Source organism: Xylanibacter sp. (genome assembly GCF_057607445.1).
Genome location: NZ_DBLZAX010000009.1, coordinates 39,375 through 58,607 on the forward strand (window position 1 = coordinate 39,375; position 19,233 = coordinate 58,607).

The 19,233-nt window shown below is 35.6% G+C and carries 18 protein-coding genes and 1 other RNA gene; 10 read left to right on the forward strand and 9 right to left on the reverse strand.

The features are described 5' to 3' along the window. Positions 1-211 precede the first annotated feature (211 nt). The 6 genes from ACZMIG_RS08340 to ACZMIG_RS08365 all read right to left on the reverse strand — a co-directional run bounded on the left by ACZMIG_RS08340 (position 212) and on the right by ACZMIG_RS08365 (position 4,797). Positions 212-484 carry a PqqD family protein gene (locus tag ACZMIG_RS08340; RefSeq protein ID WP_053399125.1) on the reverse strand — a complete coding sequence of 91 codons (273 nt, stop codon included), beginning with the start codon at positions 482-484 and terminating at the stop codon, positions 212-214. A 6-nt stretch (positions 485-490) separates the two neighbouring features. Next, positions 491-979, reverse strand: coding sequence for a S24/S26 family peptidase (locus ACZMIG_RS08345; protein WP_418874316.1), 489 nt, complete (start codon positions 977-979; stop codon positions 491-493). Further along, complete coding sequence (locus ACZMIG_RS08350; protein WP_053399123.1) at positions 946-1,881, reverse strand: hypothetical protein; 936 nt, start codon at positions 1,879-1,881, stop codon at positions 946-948. Before ACZMIG_RS08350 ends, ACZMIG_RS08345 begins: the two co-directional genes overlap by 34 nt. A gap of 27 nt (positions 1,882-1,908) precedes the next feature. Next, positions 1,909-2,316 carry a hypothetical protein gene (locus tag ACZMIG_RS08355; protein WP_418874317.1) on the reverse strand — a complete coding sequence of 136 codons (408 nt, stop codon included), beginning with the start codon at positions 2,314-2,316 and terminating at the stop codon, positions 1,909-1,911. Further along, positions 2,313-3,176: a sigma-70 family RNA polymerase sigma factor gene (locus ACZMIG_RS08360; RefSeq protein ID WP_302697560.1), complete on the reverse strand. Its 864-nt coding sequence runs from the start codon at positions 3,174-3,176 to the stop codon at positions 2,313-2,315. The genes ACZMIG_RS08355 and ACZMIG_RS08360 overlap by 4 nt, the downstream gene beginning before the upstream one ends. A 175-nt stretch (positions 3,177-3,351) precedes the next feature. After that, positions 3,352-4,797: a Do family serine endopeptidase gene (locus ACZMIG_RS08365; RefSeq protein WP_021854568.1), complete on the reverse strand. Its 1,446-nt coding sequence runs from the start codon at positions 4,795-4,797 to the stop codon at positions 3,352-3,354. 274 nt (positions 4,798-5,071) lie between these two features. On the opposite strand from ACZMIG_RS08365, the gene rnpB reads away from it, so the two are divergent. From rnpB to ACZMIG_RS08380, 3 genes are all read left to right on the forward strand, one after another. After that, positions 5,072-5,443: RNase P RNA component class A (gene rnpB, locus ACZMIG_RS08370), an RNA gene on the forward strand. Positions 5,444-5,469: 26 nt separating this feature from the next. Then, a complete protein-coding gene (locus ACZMIG_RS08375) occupies positions 5,470-6,789 on the forward strand; it encodes a YihY/virulence factor BrkB family protein (protein ID WP_053399121.1) in 1,320 nt (439 codons plus the stop codon). Positions 6,790-7,055: 266 nt separating this feature from the next. Further along, positions 7,056-7,448, forward strand: a complete 393-nt coding sequence (locus tag ACZMIG_RS08380) for a YkvA family protein (protein WP_021854570.1) — start codon at positions 7,056-7,058, stop codon at positions 7,446-7,448. Between the two features lie 113 nt (positions 7,449-7,561). Here the strand turns inward: ACZMIG_RS08380 and ACZMIG_RS08385 are convergent, their stop codons facing one another. From ACZMIG_RS08385 to rfbC, 3 genes are all read right to left on the reverse strand, one after another. Next, positions 7,562-8,296, reverse strand: a complete 735-nt coding sequence (locus ACZMIG_RS08385) for a DUF4738 domain-containing protein (protein WP_162207750.1) — start codon at positions 8,294-8,296, stop codon at positions 7,562-7,564. Between the two features lie 65 nt (positions 8,297-8,361). Beyond that, a complete protein-coding gene (locus ACZMIG_RS08390) occupies positions 8,362-9,675 on the reverse strand; it encodes a UDP-glucose dehydrogenase family protein (RefSeq protein ID WP_021854572.1) in 1,314 nt (437 codons plus the stop codon). 24 nt (positions 9,676-9,699) lie between these two features. Then, positions 9,700-10,251, reverse strand: coding sequence for a dTDP-4-dehydrorhamnose 3,5-epimerase (gene rfbC / locus ACZMIG_RS08395; protein WP_302023245.1), 552 nt, complete (start codon positions 10,249-10,251; stop codon positions 9,700-9,702). Between the two features lie 136 nt (positions 10,252-10,387). Here rfbC and ACZMIG_RS08400 point away from each other — a divergent pair, with 136 nt between their 5' ends. The 7 genes from ACZMIG_RS08400 (at position 10,388) to ACZMIG_RS08430 (ending at position 19,214) form a co-directional block, all read left to right on the forward strand. Beyond that, positions 10,388-11,476, forward strand: a complete 1,089-nt coding sequence (locus tag ACZMIG_RS08400; RefSeq protein WP_021854574.1) for an HU domain-containing protein — start codon at positions 10,388-10,390, stop codon at positions 11,474-11,476. 4 nt (positions 11,477-11,480) lie between these two features. After that, a complete protein-coding gene (locus tag ACZMIG_RS08405; protein WP_125104347.1) occupies positions 11,481-12,020 on the forward strand; it encodes an FHA domain-containing protein in 540 nt (179 codons plus the stop codon). Positions 12,021-12,202: 182 nt separating this feature from the next. Continuing rightward, complete coding sequence (rpsA, locus tag ACZMIG_RS08410) at positions 12,203-13,975, forward strand: 30S ribosomal protein S1 (RefSeq protein ID WP_021854576.1); 1,773 nt, start codon at positions 12,203-12,205, stop codon at positions 13,973-13,975. A gap of 964 nt (positions 13,976-14,939) precedes the next feature. Continuing rightward, on the forward strand, positions 14,940-16,100 hold the full coding sequence (locus ACZMIG_RS08415; protein WP_441295429.1) for an aldose epimerase family protein: 1,161 nt from the start codon (positions 14,940-14,942) through the stop codon (positions 16,098-16,100). 37 nt (positions 16,101-16,137) lie between these two features. Beyond that, the gene (locus ACZMIG_RS08420; protein ID WP_021854579.1) at positions 16,138-17,820 is read left to right on the forward strand and encodes a sodium:solute symporter; all 1,683 of its coding nucleotides are present in this window, start codon (positions 16,138-16,140) and stop codon (positions 17,818-17,820) included. A gap of 21 nt (positions 17,821-17,841) precedes the next feature. Continuing rightward, the gene (locus ACZMIG_RS08425) at positions 17,842-18,519 is read left to right on the forward strand and encodes an NUDIX hydrolase (RefSeq protein WP_418874318.1); all 678 of its coding nucleotides are present in this window, start codon (positions 17,842-17,844) and stop codon (positions 18,517-18,519) included. 5 nt (positions 18,520-18,524) lie between these two features. After that, positions 18,525-19,214 (forward strand): L-ribulose-5-phosphate 4-epimerase, encoded by a 690-nt coding sequence (locus ACZMIG_RS08430; protein WP_302697566.1) that lies wholly within the window; start codon positions 18,525-18,527, stop codon positions 19,212-19,214. Positions 19,215-19,233 lie beyond the last annotated feature (19 nt).

Consider the following 19,233-nt stretch of genomic DNA (forward strand, 5'->3'; position numbering starts at 1 on the left):
TTTCTAGATAACATCTATAATTTCTTTTTTCAAATAAATTTCATCATTGAATGAAAATCGGGCAACATTTTTCTAAACTATAAATAGAGTTATCATTATAAAAAAATCAGCAGGATTATTTTTAATTCTCCATGCTGATTTCTAAGTTAGAGTCAAATCTATAGGTTGAATGAAATCCTTCTTTTAAAATATTTTATCCTATCAGATAACTTTATTCTTCAACAATACCAGCCTTCATCCATTCTGACATTATCTTTTTTGAATCAGCAAATGCTATTTCAGTTGTCACTTGATATTTTTCTGTCAAAAGATCTGTCAACGTATTCTCGTCGAAAAAATTCAATGAGGATATCTCATTCCACAAATATGCAGAAGATTCATTCATACTTATTATATTTGTGAAATCTACATTATCAATTCCTTCTGCAACAATCACATGTTCACCACATACATTGCGTAGTTTAAAACCCTTTTTTGCTTTCATATTAAACTATAATTTTACCGGAAAAATTCTTAACCATAATTTTCTATAACCATATAGTAAGTATCTTCTAATTGGAAATAATTTATTCCAAATAAATGAATACAATTGCCATTTTATACCATCTGTCCGCTCCAGAGTGCTACGTCCTTTTCTGTAAAAGCCTACAGCACAGCCTTTAATATCATTAATTCGACATAATTCGGTCTGTATGTTTCCATCACCTCTCAATAGGATAAAATTTTCATCCATATTAATTACCCGATGCAATACATATTGTCCTTTATTAATTTCTGCCAACACAACATCATCTATTTTAATGCTATCAGACTTTTTTAATAACGCTTTATCTCTTTTATCCTCTAAAAAAGGCCTCATACTGAAACCTTTTAATCTTATTGTAACAGTACGTCCCTCATCCAACAGTCTTATAATTTCTGGGATGAGATATTTATTCTGGATTTCTATATCTTTTTGTTCAAGATCTTTTCGTGACATAAAAGTGCTGCATTTCTATCAGGAAGACAATATAACGTATAAATATCTATTTTACTTATAATTTGTATTATATTACTACAAATTGAATCATATACCAATGTATCCCATTTCATTGTGGAACAGCAAGGCAATATCGACGCAAAAGCCTCTGTTGGTCTTAATTTCTTAATATGGTTGCAGTCCCCTCGCTCAATCCGAACTAAAGCTCTTAGCTTTGTTTTAACATTTCGATAACATGGTGTCTTTCCACTCCAAGGGCTACCATACAAATATGGCACATCATTAATTATACGGATAATCGGATTATCATCATTTAATAATTCAGAATTAAATATGTGTTTAATCCACAAACCGGTATGCGTACTTTTACCTGTTCCACTCTTTGCTATAAAGGCAATTCCGTCATCACCATATTTTATTGCAGATGCATGTATAAGCAACGCTCCTTTTGAACTGCCGGCAAATGCATAAATCATCATTAAAGCATTATTAAGGCCAAAACGCCGCATACTTGCATCTCCTTTTAAGACGCAATGACATTCAGTAAAAGTTTTATCTGTAAGCAATTCACAGCATACATTATTACATATATCATTAACAGAAAACAGATATTCTCCACTTTCTAATTGATCTACTATGACACAACCATTTCCTGTATCAAATGAGCCTATATGGTTCTTGCATATACCGATTTCAGGTAATACAGAAACGACATACAGACAGAACAAAAAATTACCATCTGAATTATTCGATATGCTGAAATCATTCAAAGATGGTAACAAATCAATATTATTCTTACTGATATCCTCAAAAAGGATTTTTACAATAAAATCTGCGATATTAAAATAATATGCATGTGATGCAACATTTAAGTCTATATTTTCAGTTCTTACATTGTCCATCAACAATACGATATTATATGTTTTTATTTATTCAGGTTTTACATTAGTAAAATGAAAATCATCACTAGAAATATACTTTATATTAATATTTCCATTCTTTACATATTTATTCTTTATTTTCTGATACTTCTTATCAATATCTTTACGCTTCAATGCATAGCTGACAATACATGTACGATGAGGTATATTTTTATGTTCAAAATAATTTTTCAACTGATAAGAGTAATCGCTTCTATTTAACAAAAAATCACTTTTATCATCAATCCATGCACTATCCAGTTCCTGAATATCGGTGAAATATACTATTGAATCATTAAAAGATGCTGCAACTCCAAAAACATATGCCTTGGGCACACATTTGTTTTTTGCAGAAACCGTTATACTTAAAGCTATAATAGAAAAAATAATACAAATAAAATATTTCAAACTTCTCATTGTCCTAAATATGATTTTAGTAATTTATTTTTAGTATTGTGACGCAATCGTCTTATTGCTTTTTCTTTAATCTGCCTAACTCGCTCACGCGTCAGACCATACTTGTCTCCTATCTCCTCTAATGTCATCTCTGGCTGATTTATGCCAAAAAAGGCCTCTATAATATTGCGTTCACGCTCATTAAGAGTCTGCAATGCACGATTTATTTCCTCACGTAACGACTCCAACACAAGAGTCTTATCTGCCATTGGTGAATCATTATTCGGCAAAACATCCAACAAACTATTATCTTCACCTTCAGCGAATGGAGCATCAACAGACACATGCCTGCTGTTAACCTTCATTGCTTCTTCAATTTTATCATGTGGAATGTCTACCTTGTCTGCAATTTCATCAATACTGGGCCTACGTTCATTCTCTTGTTCAAACTTATTTAATGCCCGATTAATTTTATTTACAGACCCCACCTGATTTAGTGGAAGCCGCACAATTCTGCTTTGCTCCGCTATCGCCTGAAGAATACTTTGACGTATCCACCATACAGCATATGAAATAAACTTAAAGCCTCTCGTTTCATCAAATTTCTCAGCAGCCTTAATCAATCCGACATTTCCTTCATTAATCAGATCTGGCAAACTCAATCCTTGATTCTGATATTGCTTCGCTACCGAAACGACAAAACGCAAATTTGCTTTTGTCAATTTTTCCAAAGCCTTTCGGTCACTTTTTTTTATACGCTGAGCCAACTCTACTTCTTCTTCTACACTTATTAATTCTTCGTGTCCTATCTCCTGAAGATATTTGTCCAGAGAGTCACTCTCTCTATTGGTTATCGATTTTGTGATTTTTAGTTGTCTCATGTAGCATATAAATTTAAGTATTTGCAAATTTAATAACTTTCTTATTAAATGCAAAGAAAATATTGTGAAATATACAAAATATTTTCACATAAAAATAAGTAGAAGTTATAATTGGTAATTTTATCAACAATAAAATTGTCCCAAAATAACTTCTACTTAATTTAATCTACATCAACTATTTTGATATCGGAACAGCAAAATATGACTTCTTTCCAGTAGGATAAACACCCTGGATATAAAGAACTGGATCCTTACTTACAGATGCTTCTTTTACAGCCTTCTGAAGATCGTCGATTGTCTTCATTGTAACATCATTCACCTTTTGAATTATAAAGCCTTTATTGATGCCTGCTTCTTTAAATGCGCCATCGTTCACCTTCATAACCATCAAACCATAGCTAATATTGAGCTGTTTCTTTTCTGACTCATTTATTTCACGGAAGTTACCGCCAAGAACATCAAGATCTGCATTCTTGATAACCTTAGTGTTTCCTTGCTCATTCTTAAGTGTCACTGCTGCAGTCTTTTGACGCTTATTGTGCAGGAAAGTAATTGTCACCTTTTCACCCGGACGTTTATTTGCAAGATACTCCTGCAGCTCAGCCATCTTCTTAATCTTTTTACCGTCAACAGCAGTAATAACATCGCCCTCTTCTATTCCAGCCTCAAATCCAGCACCATCTTCAGAAACTTTAGATACATAGATACCTTCCATTGTACCTAAGTCTATTTCTTTACCATTTTCTTTCTGCTGATCAACATACTTGTTGACATCAGCACCTTCTATTCCCAGAACGGCACGTTGCACGGTTCCATAAGTCTTTAAGTCTGCAACAATTTTATTCATTATAGTTGTCGGTATTGCAAATCCATATCCACTATAACTTCCTGTTTGCGAATAAAGCATGGCGTTTATACCTATAAGTTCACCCTTTACATTAACCAATGCACCGCCTGAATTTCCGGCATTAATTGCAGCGTCTGTCTGTATAAACGACTCTATGTCGTTTGCTCCTAAAGACCTGGCTTTAGCACTTATAATACCAGCTGTTACAGTAGAACTTAAATTAAAAGGATTACCGACAGCCAGCACCCATTCACCTACTTTCAACTTATCACTATCTCCAATAGGCAAAGTAGGAAGATTTTTTCCGTCAATCTTTATTAAGGCCAAGTCGGTCTTTTTATCCGTACCGATAATTCGTGCCGAAAACTCTCTATTATCATCTAACGTAACAGTTAATTCGTCGGCTCCATCTACAACATGATTGTTTGTTACGATATATCCATCTGAAGAAATTATAACACCCGAACCCGCACCTTCACGCTTTGGTGTCTGAATCTTTCTTTTCTGAGAGCCCCTGTTTCCCGGATTACCAAAAAAGCCAAAAGGATCAAAGAAATCTCCGAAAGGATCGTCCTGCACATCAACAGTCTGAATTTTGCTGTTTTGTAGATATTTAATATGAACGACAGCAGGTAGAGCTTTTTCTGCTGCATATGTCAGGTCTACAGGTTGACCGGGCAAATTATTTGCATAAGCATTTGTAAAAGCTCCTGTTGAGAATGACATTGCTATTAAGCAAATAGCATAAGCGAAATAATTTGATAATTTTTTCATCTCATTTATTTTTTATTTAAACTTAAAATATCAATTTCTTTTCATGCAAATTTAGACGCAAAATTTGTTAATACCACGTTTTCTCTTATATATTTGTCCTCTTTTAACACTAAAAATAATACTATTAACGGCTCTTAGTGAGAAGTGCACATAATTTTACATTCGTTTAAATGTGCAATTGGCTTATAATTCATGACAATACATTACAATAAAATGTAAAATTATGATTTTATATTTCAAATTACATGATTTTTATGTATCTTTGCAGTCGAATACAGTGTTCCGGCTCTGTCGCTTGTAAGTTTAATCTTATAAGAGGAAAGTCCGGGCAGCATAGGATGCTCCACTTCTGAAAATAGGAGCTGTTGGCGACAGCAGGAGATGCAGAAGAAAACAACCGCCATAAAGGCAAGGGTGAGAAGGTGGTGTAAGAGACCACCAGCTGGCAAGTGATTGACAGGCTGTGCTATCTGGAGGCTGCAAGTTCATGTAAACCATCGTCTGAGGGTTATCCGTCCGAAATATCACGATGGAGGGTAGAATGCTCGAATTATGGGGTAACTCATAATCTAGATAAATGACAGGCACTTTAATATGCTATACGCATTTTAAAGGACAAAACCCGGCTTATAGGGACACTGTTTTCTTTTTATCTAACCACAAAATAATATTATGAAAAAATTGATAAATAACATTTTATCTTTTTTTACTGTTACTATTTGGCGTGTAAAACGTCAAGACGTCTCACCTCTAAAATACTTCTGCTACGAAATAATAAAAAAATTATTCCTGGCAATAGAAAGTGCAACAACTAAACGAATGACAGATTCGGCTTCTGCACTTACATATTCAACATTGCTGGCAATAGTACCCATATTGGCAGTTGTTTTTGCAATCGCCAGAGGCTTTGGTTATAATAAATATATTGAGTCTTGGTTTAGAGACGTTTTATCAAGCCAGCCACAAGCAGCAGAAGTTATTATCGGATTTGTAAATTCATATCTTGTTCATACAAAAAGCGGTATATTTCTCGGAATTGGACTTCTTTTTATGTTATGGACCGTTATAATGCTTATATATAATATAGAACAGAATTTCAATAGAATTTGGCAAGTAAAAAAGCCAAGAAGTTTATTCCGTACAATAACGGACTATATGGCAATGTTTCTTCTTGTACCAATAATAATAGTTGTCACATCAGGTATTTCCATATTCGTGGCAACAATTGCAGACCAGATGGAAAATTATGCGTTGCTGGCGCCAATGATTCGCCTTATCATCGATGTGATGCCATACATTCTCATGATTGCCGTATTCATTGCACTTTATGTATTTATGCCAAATACTAAAGTAAAATTAAAATGTGCGATTATGCCAGGAATATTAGCGGGGTCAGCAATGCAAGGTCTTCAACTATTTTACATACACTCTCAGATATGGGTAAGCAGCTATAATGCAATTTACGGTTCATTTGCAGCATTACCTCTTTTTATGCTGTGGGTTCAGATATCATGGATAATATGTTTATTTGGAGCCGAACTATGCTATACAAATCAAAACTTAGAAGAATTTGCCTTTAAGGCACAAACTGAAGATATAAGCCATCGTTACAAACTGATGATGTGTGTAATCCTAGCCAGCTGTATATGTAAAAGATTCGAAGAAGGCAGAAAACCATATACAGCATTAGATCTTAAATTAATTACAGGTATACCCATTCGAATTACAAATGATTTATTATATGAACTTGTCAAAATAAATATCCTGACAGAAATATCAACAGACGATAAAGGTGATTACAACTTCTATCAACCAGCGGAATCTACGTCACGACTGAGCGTAGGTCTATTAATAGACCGTTTGGAATCATACGGCAAATGGAAACTTGAATTAGATTTTCACAAATTTAAATCAGAAAGATGGAAAAAGATTCTAATGGCACGTTCCACATATCTTGAGAATCAGCGTAATATACTTTTAAAGGATTTATAAGCGTTGGGATGTCAACAAGAAAATACAACAAGACATTTTCATTAGAACCTTATACATAAAAGCCATACATCCAATAATACCTGTATCAACCTAATCACATGTTTTCAAAATACGAATTGTATCTTTAAACCTCAAATTCATTTGTGTTATTTTATGTTATTTTAGGATGTCAATAATATTATTCATTCCCAAATATATTGGATAAAATAAAAATTATTACTAATTTTGTCGTGGTATATTTTATTATAAATTAAAATCAAATAGAAATGAATTTACCTGATTTCATGTCATATTCCAATAAATTCACGAATGGTGACTTTATTGAAAAAATCTCGAGAATAGCAAAACGTGCGGGAGCAAAATTGGTTTACGCTTCTTTAATATTGTATTACACTTTGCAAAGCGATAAGGTTTCCGTTAAGGATAAAGCTATTATTATCGGTGCTTTAGGATATCTTATAAGCCCACTCGACGTGATACCTGATGCAATACCAATTGCCGGATTAGGTGACGACTTGGCCGTTTTAATTTACGTACTTAACAAGGTATGGGGAGACGTGTCAGAAGATGTTAAGGAAAAAGCAAAAAGCAAACTAAGTAAATGGTTTGATGAAGACGAAATAAAAGAAATTGACAACCTTTTTGATGAAACAAAATAAGACAAAATTGAGGGCGATTGTTAATCGCCCTCAATTTTGTTTCACTCATATCATTATTTTCAATAATGTCAGCACTATTTAAATCCCCCCCGATGCACTAAATATTAAACAAATTATTGTGCAACTGACATACTTATTTTACCCTTATACGTAATAGCCAGCTTAACAATAAAACAACTAGGACTATCAGGAATTGCCAACTGCGTCTGATAATGAAAACCTGATTTATCCAGATAATCCAATTTTATATCGCTCAAAACACATTGGCTAAGCATATTCTTTGGGACGCAAGATGCAAAATCATCTTTTCTGAAATCTTTAGAAAATAATTTTGAACTACCTGAGAATATACTAATATGAATAATATTATCATAATAAATGTTCTCAATTTCAAGTCCTTCATCATTATAAAATGTGCGATAAACTTTATATGTAGTAGGATTTATCTGAACATAACAATGATAATTCTTATCAGAAAAACTAACCACGGAATCTCGTTTAATGACTTTATTTTGGTTTAAGACGATTGGAGAATGCTGCACAAATTGCATAGCATCATTAGGATCGTCACTTTTAACCAACTTAACTATATCACCATTTTGATTCTTAAACTCAAATATATTTGGACTTTGTTTTACTATAGGATACTTTGAAATATTATTACCATAAAAAATCATCGTATCAGCAATAATCTTAAACATTACCGGCTGACTCATTGAATCAGGATAGTACACAGTATCACCTTTTATACGAAATGTAACATTTTCCCCATCTGCATCCAACCAAATTCCTTCCAACATAGATTTTGCCTTCAGGTTTTCAGCTACAGGCTTTTCACGTTTATCCAAGTTATTACAACTTCCAATAAACAATAGAGCTATTGCCGATACGAATATGTATATAATATTTCTAATCATTTTCCTATACAATGATATTCAAAACCATGCTCCGCCAAATCATCATTATCAAATATGTTCCTTCCGTCCAAGATTAATTTTCTATGCATTTTATTGGCGACAACATTCCAATCCGGTAATCTAAACTCTTTCCATTCTGTCAGCAAAATCAATGCATCAGCATTTTGCAAAGCATCGTATTTATTTTCATAATACTCTATCTTATCGCCAATTATGCGTCTACATTCATTCATTGCTTCAGGGTCATAGGCCTGCACTTTACATCCAGCATCCAACAACTTCTTTATAACAACCAATGCTGTTGATTCACGCATGTCATCGGTTTCTGGTTTAAAGGCCAATCCCCACAATGCAACAGACTTACCATTCAAATCCCCGTCAAAGGCTTTAACCAACTTCTTGAACAATACTTCTTTTTGTCTTTCATTAACTTTCTCAACAGCCTTCAATACTTCTAATGAATATCCATTATCATCGGCCGTTTTTATTAAAGCCTTAACATCCTTAGGGAAACAAGATCCTCCATATCCACATCCAGCATACAAGAATTTACGGCCTATACGTGTGTCAGATCCTATGCCTGCTCTAACCTTATTAACATCAGCACCAACAAGCTCACAAAGGTTGGCAATATCATTCATAAAACTGATACGGGTGGCCAACATTGAGTTTGCAGCATATTTTGTCATCTCCGCACTAGGAATATCCATGAAAATCACACGGAAATTATTCAGAAGAAACGGTTTGTATAATTTTGTCAAAATATTCTTTGCTCTTTCACTATCTACCCCAATAACAACTCGGTCCGGACTCATAAAATCTTTAATTGCATTACCTTCCTTAAGAAATTCCGGATTGCTTGCTACGTCAAATGCGACATCCACACCACGTTTTTTCAGTTCTGCCTTTATTGTATCAGCAATTTTGTGAGAAGTTCCAACAGGAACGGTGCTTTTTGTCACAACTACCAAATACCGGTTTAAGTTCTCCCCTATTGTTTTAGCAACCTGAAGAACATATTTCAAATCAGCACTTCCATCTTCATCCGGAGGTGTGCCTACTGCAGTAAATACAATCTGCTGATCATTTAAGACTTCTGCCAATGAGGTAGAAAACTTTAATCTGCCGGCATTAATATTTTTTACAACAAGTTCATCTAACCCTGGTTCGTAAATAGGTATAATACCTTTCCTCAATGCTGCAATTTTCGCGCAATCAACATCCACACATGTTACAGTTGCCCCAGTCTCAGCAAAGCAAGCACCAGAAACCAATCCGACATAACCTGTTCCAACAATTGCTATATTCATTCGGCTATAAATTATATATTACACCTATACATTAAAATATTCAGCATCTTTAAAAGCCACTCCATTCAGATCTTTCTGACTTGTCAGAATATCATTCGAGTCTATCGGCCAATTTATATTCAAATCAGGATCATCAAATCTTATTGACGCCTCGCTCTCCGGAGAGTAGACATTGTCCACCTTATACGTAAATATTGCCTCGTCACTTAAGACCAAAAATCCATGAGCAAATCCCCTAGGAATAAAGAATTGTTTCTTATTTTCATCGCTCAATTCTACCATTACATGCTTACCGAAAGTTGAAGAATCCTTCCGGAGATCTACTGCAACATCAAGTACACGTCCCTTAATGACACGTACTAATTTAGCCTGTGAGAAATCCCCCTTCTGATAATGCAAGCCACGCAAGACGCCATAAGACGATTTTGATTCATTATCTTGAATAAATGAAACCTGCCCTACGTGCTCTTTAAAGTCAGAATATTTAAAAGCCTCAAAAAAATATCCTCTGGAATCATTAAAAACCTTTGGCTCTATAATAAAAACTCCATCTATTTCTGTTTTTATGTAATTCATAATTTGAATATAATTTCTTAATAATTTATCTGCAAAATTAAAAATATTATCCGAATTATTGCAGCATGATTAAAAAAATCTTCATAATAAGCTACATTATTTTGTTTTTTAATCAAAAACGAGTAATTTTGCATCCGTGATAGAATTAGAAAGACATATTGAAATATTATTATTAAGGAATGACTGTGTCATCGTACCCGGACTTGGCGGTTTTATCGCCAGCCACATCCCGGCTACTTACGATGAAAGGGATTGTCTATTCCTGCCCCCTCAAAGGACATTAGGTTTCAACCCCAAATTAAACATCAATGATTCCTTACTTGTACAATCGTATACAGAAGCTTATGACATAAGCTATCCTGATGCACAGAACCGTATCTCAGGAGAGGTAAATGAATTAAAACAAATTATATATAACGAAGGGTCTTACGAACTCTGCGATATCGGTACATTATATTTAAACAACGACGGTAACCTTGAGTTCAAACCTTGCGAAGCAGGAATCCTGACACCAGATCTGTACAGCCTCAGTTCTTTTGAAATGAAAAGAGAAGAGGATGACAGCAACATATCTAAAGAAAATGACGTATGTCATGAAAACAGAGCGAACTCGGATAGGACGACTGCCACTGTAACATTTTCAACATCTCCATTAAACTATAGGATAAAAGAGAACGACGTATTAGAAGAAAAATTCAATGAATCAAGCAACAATACGCCATCAACAAAAATAAAGCTATTTAAAAGCGTATTGGCGGTATTTATTGCAATAATAACATTCTTCGCCTGGTCTTCCCCAATAAACAACAATAACAAAATTATACAAATGGGGAATATGGACAATGGTATTATTCATAACTTAATCAAAAATAGTTACAATAATATCACGAAAGAAAATATACAATTAAAGAAGGAAAGTAAAGCTGATATCAATTCAAAAAATATTAGCAACAAGTCGGTACAGGCTCCAGAGGAATTAAAGCCTGTCAAGCAAGACAAATATTTTTGTATTGTATTGGCAAGTAGAGTAACAAAAAAGAATGCAGACGCTTTTGTTACGAAGCTTACTACAAAGGGATATGAAGCAAGCACTTTAATTGAAGGCAATAAATCCATCAAAGTTGTATACGGAAAATACAAGACCAGAAATGATGCATATAACGCCCTCAATGACCTGAGAGGCAATGAGTTTTTTTATGATGCTTGGGTATACCAGATAAAATAATATAATGAAAAGAGTTAGATGTCCAAAATGTGATGGATTTATCACATTTGATGAAACAAAATACAAAGAGGGGCAGTCACTTATATTTGAATGTCCACAATGTGGCAAACAATTTGGTATTAGAATTGGAGCCACAAAACTTAGAAATCCGCAAAAAGATGAGATATTAAACGAAAATGAATATAATGACGAATTCGGAGCATTAATTGTCATCGAAAATGTCTTTCATTATAAGCAGGTCATACCGCTAAAATTCGGAGACAACATAATTGGCCGATATATGAAAGGAAGTAAGACAAACACTCCTATTGAGACAAATGACCCAAGTATAGATATTACCCATTGTAATATAAATGTATCCAGAGACAAGAAGGGGCATCTGAAATACACCCTAAGCGACGGACCCAGCTACACCGGAACATTTGTAGATAATGAGATTTTGGGGAATAAAGAAAAAAGAATTATACATGATGGCACATTATTCACAATCGGAGCCACAAGTATTATACTAAAAGCGCCAAAAGGAGGTGAAACAACAGACTAATCAGCAGGTTGAGGCAGCTGTATACACTTAAAAAAAATTAAAAACGCCATAAAATGGCAAAAATAAGGAAATAAAATTACAGGAAACTGAAATATAAAATTAAAAGGTTGTAAATTTGCAGCCGATTTATAAACAAATATAAAGTCGAACTTTATTAATTATTTAATTTATTTTTAATTTTTATGTCAGATTTAAAGAACGTACAACCATTATCAGACTTCAATTGGGACGAGTTTGAGAATGGAAGCAAAGCAAATGTAAGCAAAGAAGAACTTGAAAAAGCTTACGATGAAACCCTTAACAAAGTTAGCGAGCACCAGGTTGTAGACGGAAAGGTAATTTCTATTGACAAGAAAGAAGTTGTTGTCAATATTGGCTACAAGAGCGACGGTGTTATTCCTGCAAGCGAATTCCGCTATAACCCCGATTTAAAAATCGGAGATGTTGTTGAGGTTTATGTTGAAAATCAGGAAGACAAAAAAGGTCAGCTTCTGCTTTCACACAAAAAGGCTCGCCTCAGCAAGAGCTGGGAGCGCGTTAACGCAGCCCTTGATAACGAGGAAGTTATACAGGGTTACATTAAGTGCCGCACTAAGGGTGGTATGATTGTTGACGTATTCGGTATCGAAGCATTCCTCCCGGGAAGCCAGATTGACGTTCATCCTATACGCGACTACGATGTATTCGTAGGAAAGACAATGGAATTCAAAGTTGTTAAAATCAATCAAGAATTCCGCAATGTTGTTGTTTCACATAAAGCTCTTATTGAAGCAGAACTTGAAGCACAGAAGAAAGAAATTATCAGCAAGCTTGAGAAAGGTCAGATTCTCGAAGGAACTGTCAAGAATATTACATCATACGGAGTATTCGTTGACCTTGGAGGTGTTGACGGACTCATCCACATCACAGACCTTTCTTGGGGCCGCGTAAGCGATCCGCATGAGGTTGTTGCACTTGACCAGAAGATTAACGTTGTTATTCTTGACTTTGATGATGACAAGAAACGCATTGCTCTCGGTCTGAAGCAGCTCACTCCACATCCATGGGATGCACTTGATCCTAACCTCAAAGTTGGCGATCATGTTAAGGGTAAGGTAGTTGTTATCGCTGACTATGGTGCATTTGTAGAAATAGCTCCTGGTGTTGAAGGTCTTATCCATGTTTCAGAAATGAGCTGGAGCCAGCATCTCCGCAGTGCACAGGAATTCATGCACGTTGGCGATGAAGTTGAGGCTGTTATCTTAACTCTTGATCGTGAAGAGCGTAAGATGTCACTCGGCATCAAGCAGCTTAAAGAAGATCCATGGGAAACAATCGAAGTTAAATATCCTATTGGAAGCAAGCACACTGCAAAGGTTCGCAACTTCACTAACTTCGGTATCTTCGTAGAACTCGAAGAAGGTGTTGACGGACTCATCCATATCAGCGATTTGTCTTGGACCAAGAAAGTAAAGCACCCATCAGAATTTACTCAGGTTGGTGCAGAAATAGACGTTGTTGTTCTTGAAATAGACAAAGAGAACCGTCGTCTCAGCCTTGGCCACAAGCAGCTTGAGGAGAATCCTTGGGACACATACGAAACAATATACACACCGGGTTCAATCCACACTGGTAAGATTACCGAAATAATGGACAAAGGTGCTGTTATCACTCTGAATGAAGGCGGAGAAGGTTTCGCAACACCTAAGCACCTTGTAAAGGAAGACGGTTCACAGGCTCAGCCGGGTGAAGAGCTCCAGTTCAAGGTAATTGAGTTTGTAAAAGAAACAAAACGTATCATTCTGTCACACAGCCGTACATTCGAGGATGTAAAAGAAGAGCCGAAGAAAGCTCCTCGTGCAAAGAAGGCCAAGAAGGAAGATGCTCCTGTTATAAATAACGTTGCAGCAGGAACAACACTTGGCGACATTGATGCTTTGGCTGAGCTTAAAGCTAAAATGGAAAAAGGAGAATAATAATCATATTATTCCATAATAAATAGGGAAGCAAATTTTGCTTCCCTATTTTATTATATATACAAAAACGATAACAATCACAAATGGGAGAAAAACAATCATAATCACAATTACAAAACATTTCGCCTTGTTAAATTAAAAACAATACACGTATTAATGATTTTCAATAAACATTACTACAATAGTGCACTAAATTTATTAGTGTATTTACCGCATAAACATTATATACTAGTCAAATCATTTCTATTTGACACATATTACGTATATGTCATTTAATCTAAAATATACTACAATAAGGACTAAACAAAATTATTTTATACAGAAAGCTAATTATCATTGTACACAAATAGCTTTTTCTCATTAGGCAAAAGCCTGTTCAGGCATATCCAGCAAGTCAACAAATTTTGAAGAGAGGAAAAATTGAAATTAAAATAAACATAATAGTGAATAAGTCGCTAAAGCACAGAGCAATAAAAGCACAAATAGAAAGAGAATAGGTGCATAAAAGTTTCAAATCATTAACCTATTGTTTACGTACAAAAAGTCTATTGTTTTTAATGCAAAAGTAATAGACTTTTGTACGTAAACAAGTGATTTATATAAGCAGTACAACACCTCTGCATACATTAAAACAGTTCATACCTGAAATATCATTATGTAACAATATATTAAGATACATTGTATTCAGCCTCACATACATTATATTCAACCCATTAAATTTAAAGAAGCAAGAAAACAATTCAACATATGACAAAAAGAAAATCCCCAATCCACCCATACTACATAAATAGTTTTACATAAGAGAAATTTATCTCTTAAAAATTCACACAAAAAGCAGCGAAATGATAAAATTTGCAAAAAAACAGCGTTAAAATAAAAACACAGACTAATATATTTTGGCATCTAAAGAATATAATGTAATTTTACACCCAATAACAATCTAAAATATAAAATCATGAAGAACATTAAATTTAACATCTTAAATTTAGGCCTTGCATGTTGTTTATTATCCGCATGCGGAGTTAAAAACGGCAGCAACGTAAGCACAATCTCAGGATTGTCTGAAGCTGCTTTTGATACAACTATAAATCAAAAAGCCGTAAAACTCTATACCCTAAACAACAAAAATGGTATGGAAGTATGTATAACGAACTTTGGTGGAAGAATTGTATCACTTGTTGTTCCTGATAAAAACGGCAAACAAACAGATGTTGTTCTTGGATATGACAATATAGCACAATATGCAGATTCAGTAAACAGTCCAAGTGATTTCGGAGCTGCGATTGGAAGATATGCCAACAGAATAAATAAAGGTAAATTACAAATTGCAGGAAAAAACATACAGCTACCTACAAACAATTATGGACATTGCCTGCATGGAGGCCCATCCGGATGGCAATATCAGGTATATGATGCCAAGCAACCTAATGACTCGACACTAGAACTAACAATGTTATCTAAAGATGGAGATAACAATTTCCCCGGAAATGTAACCGCTACTGTTTCATATGTATTGAGAAGCAATAACAGTCTGGACATAACATATACAGCAACAACAGACAAAGAAACCGTTATTAATATGACCAACCATTCATATTTTAATCTTAACGGAGACCCAACTAAGGACATAGAAAATTGCATTCTGTACATAAACGCAGATAATTATACCCCTTCTGATTCAACATACATGACAACGGGTGAAATTGCCAAAGTAGATAATACCCCCATGGACTTTAGGAAGCCTACTGCAATTGGAAAGGATGTCAATAATTTCAAATTTGACCAGATAAAGAATGCCAATGGCTTTGATCATAACTGGTGTTTAAATACATATAAAGATGGTAAAGGTGATGATACCAAAGTAGCAGCAAGCCTATATTCACCTTTAACAGGTATTATGCTTGAAGTTTACACAAATGAGCCTGGCATTCAGGTATATACAGGTAATTTCTTAAACGGAAAGATTAACGGGAAAAAGGGCATTGCATACAACAAACGTGCAGCATGCTGTCTCGAGACACAAAAATATCCGGACACTCCAAACAAAAAAGGATGGCCGACAGCAAACCTGAAACCTGGTGAAAAATACTATTCACACTGCATATTCAAATTCAGCATTAAATAAATAACTATTAACCTATTAAAATTTTAATCAAAAAAAAATGGAACTATTAGACTGGATTGTAATTGGTGTCTTTTGCCTGGCACTGATTGGTATAGTTGTATGGGTCATCAATCAAAAGAACAATGACTCGGCTGACTATTTTCTTGGAGGCCGAGACGCAACATGGATAGCCATTGGTGCATCTATCTTTGCCTCAAACATTGGTTCAGAACATCTGATCGGACTTGCCGGAGCCGGAGCATCTTCAGGAATGGCGATGGCACATTGGGAAATTCAAGGTTGGATGATTCTTATTCTTGGATGGGTGTTTGTACCTTTTTATACAAGAAGTATGGTATACACAATGCCTGAGTTCCTGGAAAAACGTTATAATAAAGAAAGCCGCACTATTTTATCTGTAATATCACTCATAAGCTATGTCTTGACTAAAGTTGCTGTTACGGTATACGCAGGTGGACTTGTTTTCCAACAAGTATTCGGCATTAAAGAGCTATGGGGCATTGACTTTTTCTGGATTGCTGCAATTGGACTGGTATTAATAACAGCTCTATACACTATTTTCGGCGGAATGAAAAGCGTGTTGTACACATCTGTACTGCAAACCCCTATCCTATTATTAGGTTCACTCATAATCTTAGTATTAGGCCTGAAAGCAGTTGGCGGTTGGGACCAAGTACTACAGGTATGTTCTATACAGCCTGTTAACGAATATGGAGATCACATGACAGATTTGATGCGCAATCTGAAAGACCCTGATTATCCTTGGCTTGGAGCATTAGTCGGCTCTGCTGTTATCGGATTTTGGTATTGGTGTACAGACCAGTACATCGTACAGCGTGTTCTTTCCGGAAAAAATGAAAGAGAGGCACGTCGCGGAACAATCTTTGGTGCTTACCTAAAGCTACTTCCTGTATTCATCTTCCTTATTCCAGGAATGATCGCATACGCATTGAACGTAAAATCAGGCGGCACTTTCCTGCCGGTTGATGCAAATGGAGTAACAATCAGTGATGCTGCCTTCCCGACATTAGTAGCAAAGATTCTGCCTGCAGGAGTGAAAGGTTTGGTCGTATGCGGTATTCTAGCCGCCCTCATGAGTTCACTGGCATCATTGTTTAACTCATCTGCCATGCTTTTCACCATCGACTTCTATAAACGTCTACGCCCGAACACTTCAGAAAAGTCTCTCGTGAGAATTGGCCAAATGGCAACTGTGGTAATTGTAATTCTTGGAATTCTGTGGATACCAATAATGAGAAGCGTCGGCAATGTATTGTATAACTACCTGCAAGATGTACAAAGCGTACTTGCTCCCGGCATAGCAGCAGCATTCTTGTTAGGTATATGCTGGAAAAGAACAACAGCAAAAGGAGGCATGTGGGGACTTCTGTCTGGAATAATTATAGGTCTTACAAGATTAGGTGCAAAGGTTTACTATAGCAATACAACAGACGCAACAGATAATTGGTTTAAAGCAGTATTCTACGACTTCAACTGGCTCTACTTCTGTGGTGTAATGCTGATTTTCTGCTGTCTGGTTGTCGTAATCGTAAGCTTGTGTACAGAAGCTCCATCTGAAGAAAAAATCAAAGGACTCGTATTTGGCACTGCAACACCAGAACAAAAAGCTGAATCACGTGCAAGCTGGAATCATTGGGATGTAATACATAGCATCATCATATTAGCGATTACAGTGGCATTCTACATTTACTTCTGGTAATAACGAAATAACTTAGAGCATATGACAATTTATTATAACGAACATTCAAAATTTTTTGTATCAGTAGACTGTATCGTTTTCGGTTTCGAAAGCAATAAGCTAAAACTGCTGATAGGAAAACGCCAGATGGACCCAGGAAGGAACGAATGGTCTCTTTATGGCGGATTTGTTGGAGAAAACGAGACGCTGGATGAAGCGGCAAATCGAGTATTGTATGAACTGACAGGTCTTACAGGCTTATATATGAAACAGGTAGGAGCTTTCGGAGCTGTTGACCGTGATCCTGGTGAAAGAGTTATATCAATAGCATATTGCGCCCTGATAAACGTTAAGGATTACGACAAGACTCTTCAAGAAAACCATCAGACAGAATGGGTTAATCTTGAAGAACTGCCCAAACTCTATTCTGACCACAATGATATGGTAAAAAAAACCATATCATTGCTTAGAAGAAGAATTTCATCTGAGCCGCTAAGCTTCAACCTATTGCCCGAACTGTTCACTTTAACGCAGTTGCAACATGTATACGAGGCTATCTTAGGAGAGGCTATCGACAAACGTAACTTCAGAAAACGTATAAAGACAATCGATTTCATTGAAAAGACCGATTTAATTGACAAAATTACATCTAAACGAGGAGCAGCCTTGTATCGTTTTAATAATGATGCATACATGGAAGATCCGACATTTAAATTATAAGAATTATGCTTGAAGAATTAAAAGAAAAAGTTTTTAAGGCCAATCTTGACCTTGTAAAACATAACTTGGTAATATTTACATGGGGAAATGTATCTGGAATAGACCGCGAAAAAGGGCTTGTTGTAATAAAGCCCTCAGGCGTAAGCTATGACGAGATGAAGGCATCTGACATGGTAGTTGTAGACCTCGCTACAGGAAAAGTTGTTGAAGGAGATCTCAATCCTTCATCAGATACACCGACACACTTGGTCTTGTATCGCGCATTTCCCGAAATCGGAGGCATTGTACACACCCACTCTACATATGCTACAGCATGGGCACAGGCAGGCAAAGACATTCCAAATATCGGCACCACACATGCAGATTATTTCCACGATGCCATACCATGTACAAAAGATATGACAGAAAATCAGATGGGCGAGTATGAAAAAGAAACAGGCAATGTCATTGTAGAACGCTTCAAAGGAATCAACTATGTGCACACTCCAGGGGTATTGGTTAAGAACCATGGACCATTCTCATGGGGAACAGACCCAGACAACGCTGTATATAATGCCGTTGTGATGGAAGAAGTTGCCAAGATGGCATTTGTTTCTTTCATGGTTAACCCAGACACAACAATGAATCCTCTCCTCGTTGAAAAACATTTCAGCAGGAAACACGGACCAAACGCATATTACGGACAAAAGAAATAAAATTTAATAACATAAAAAA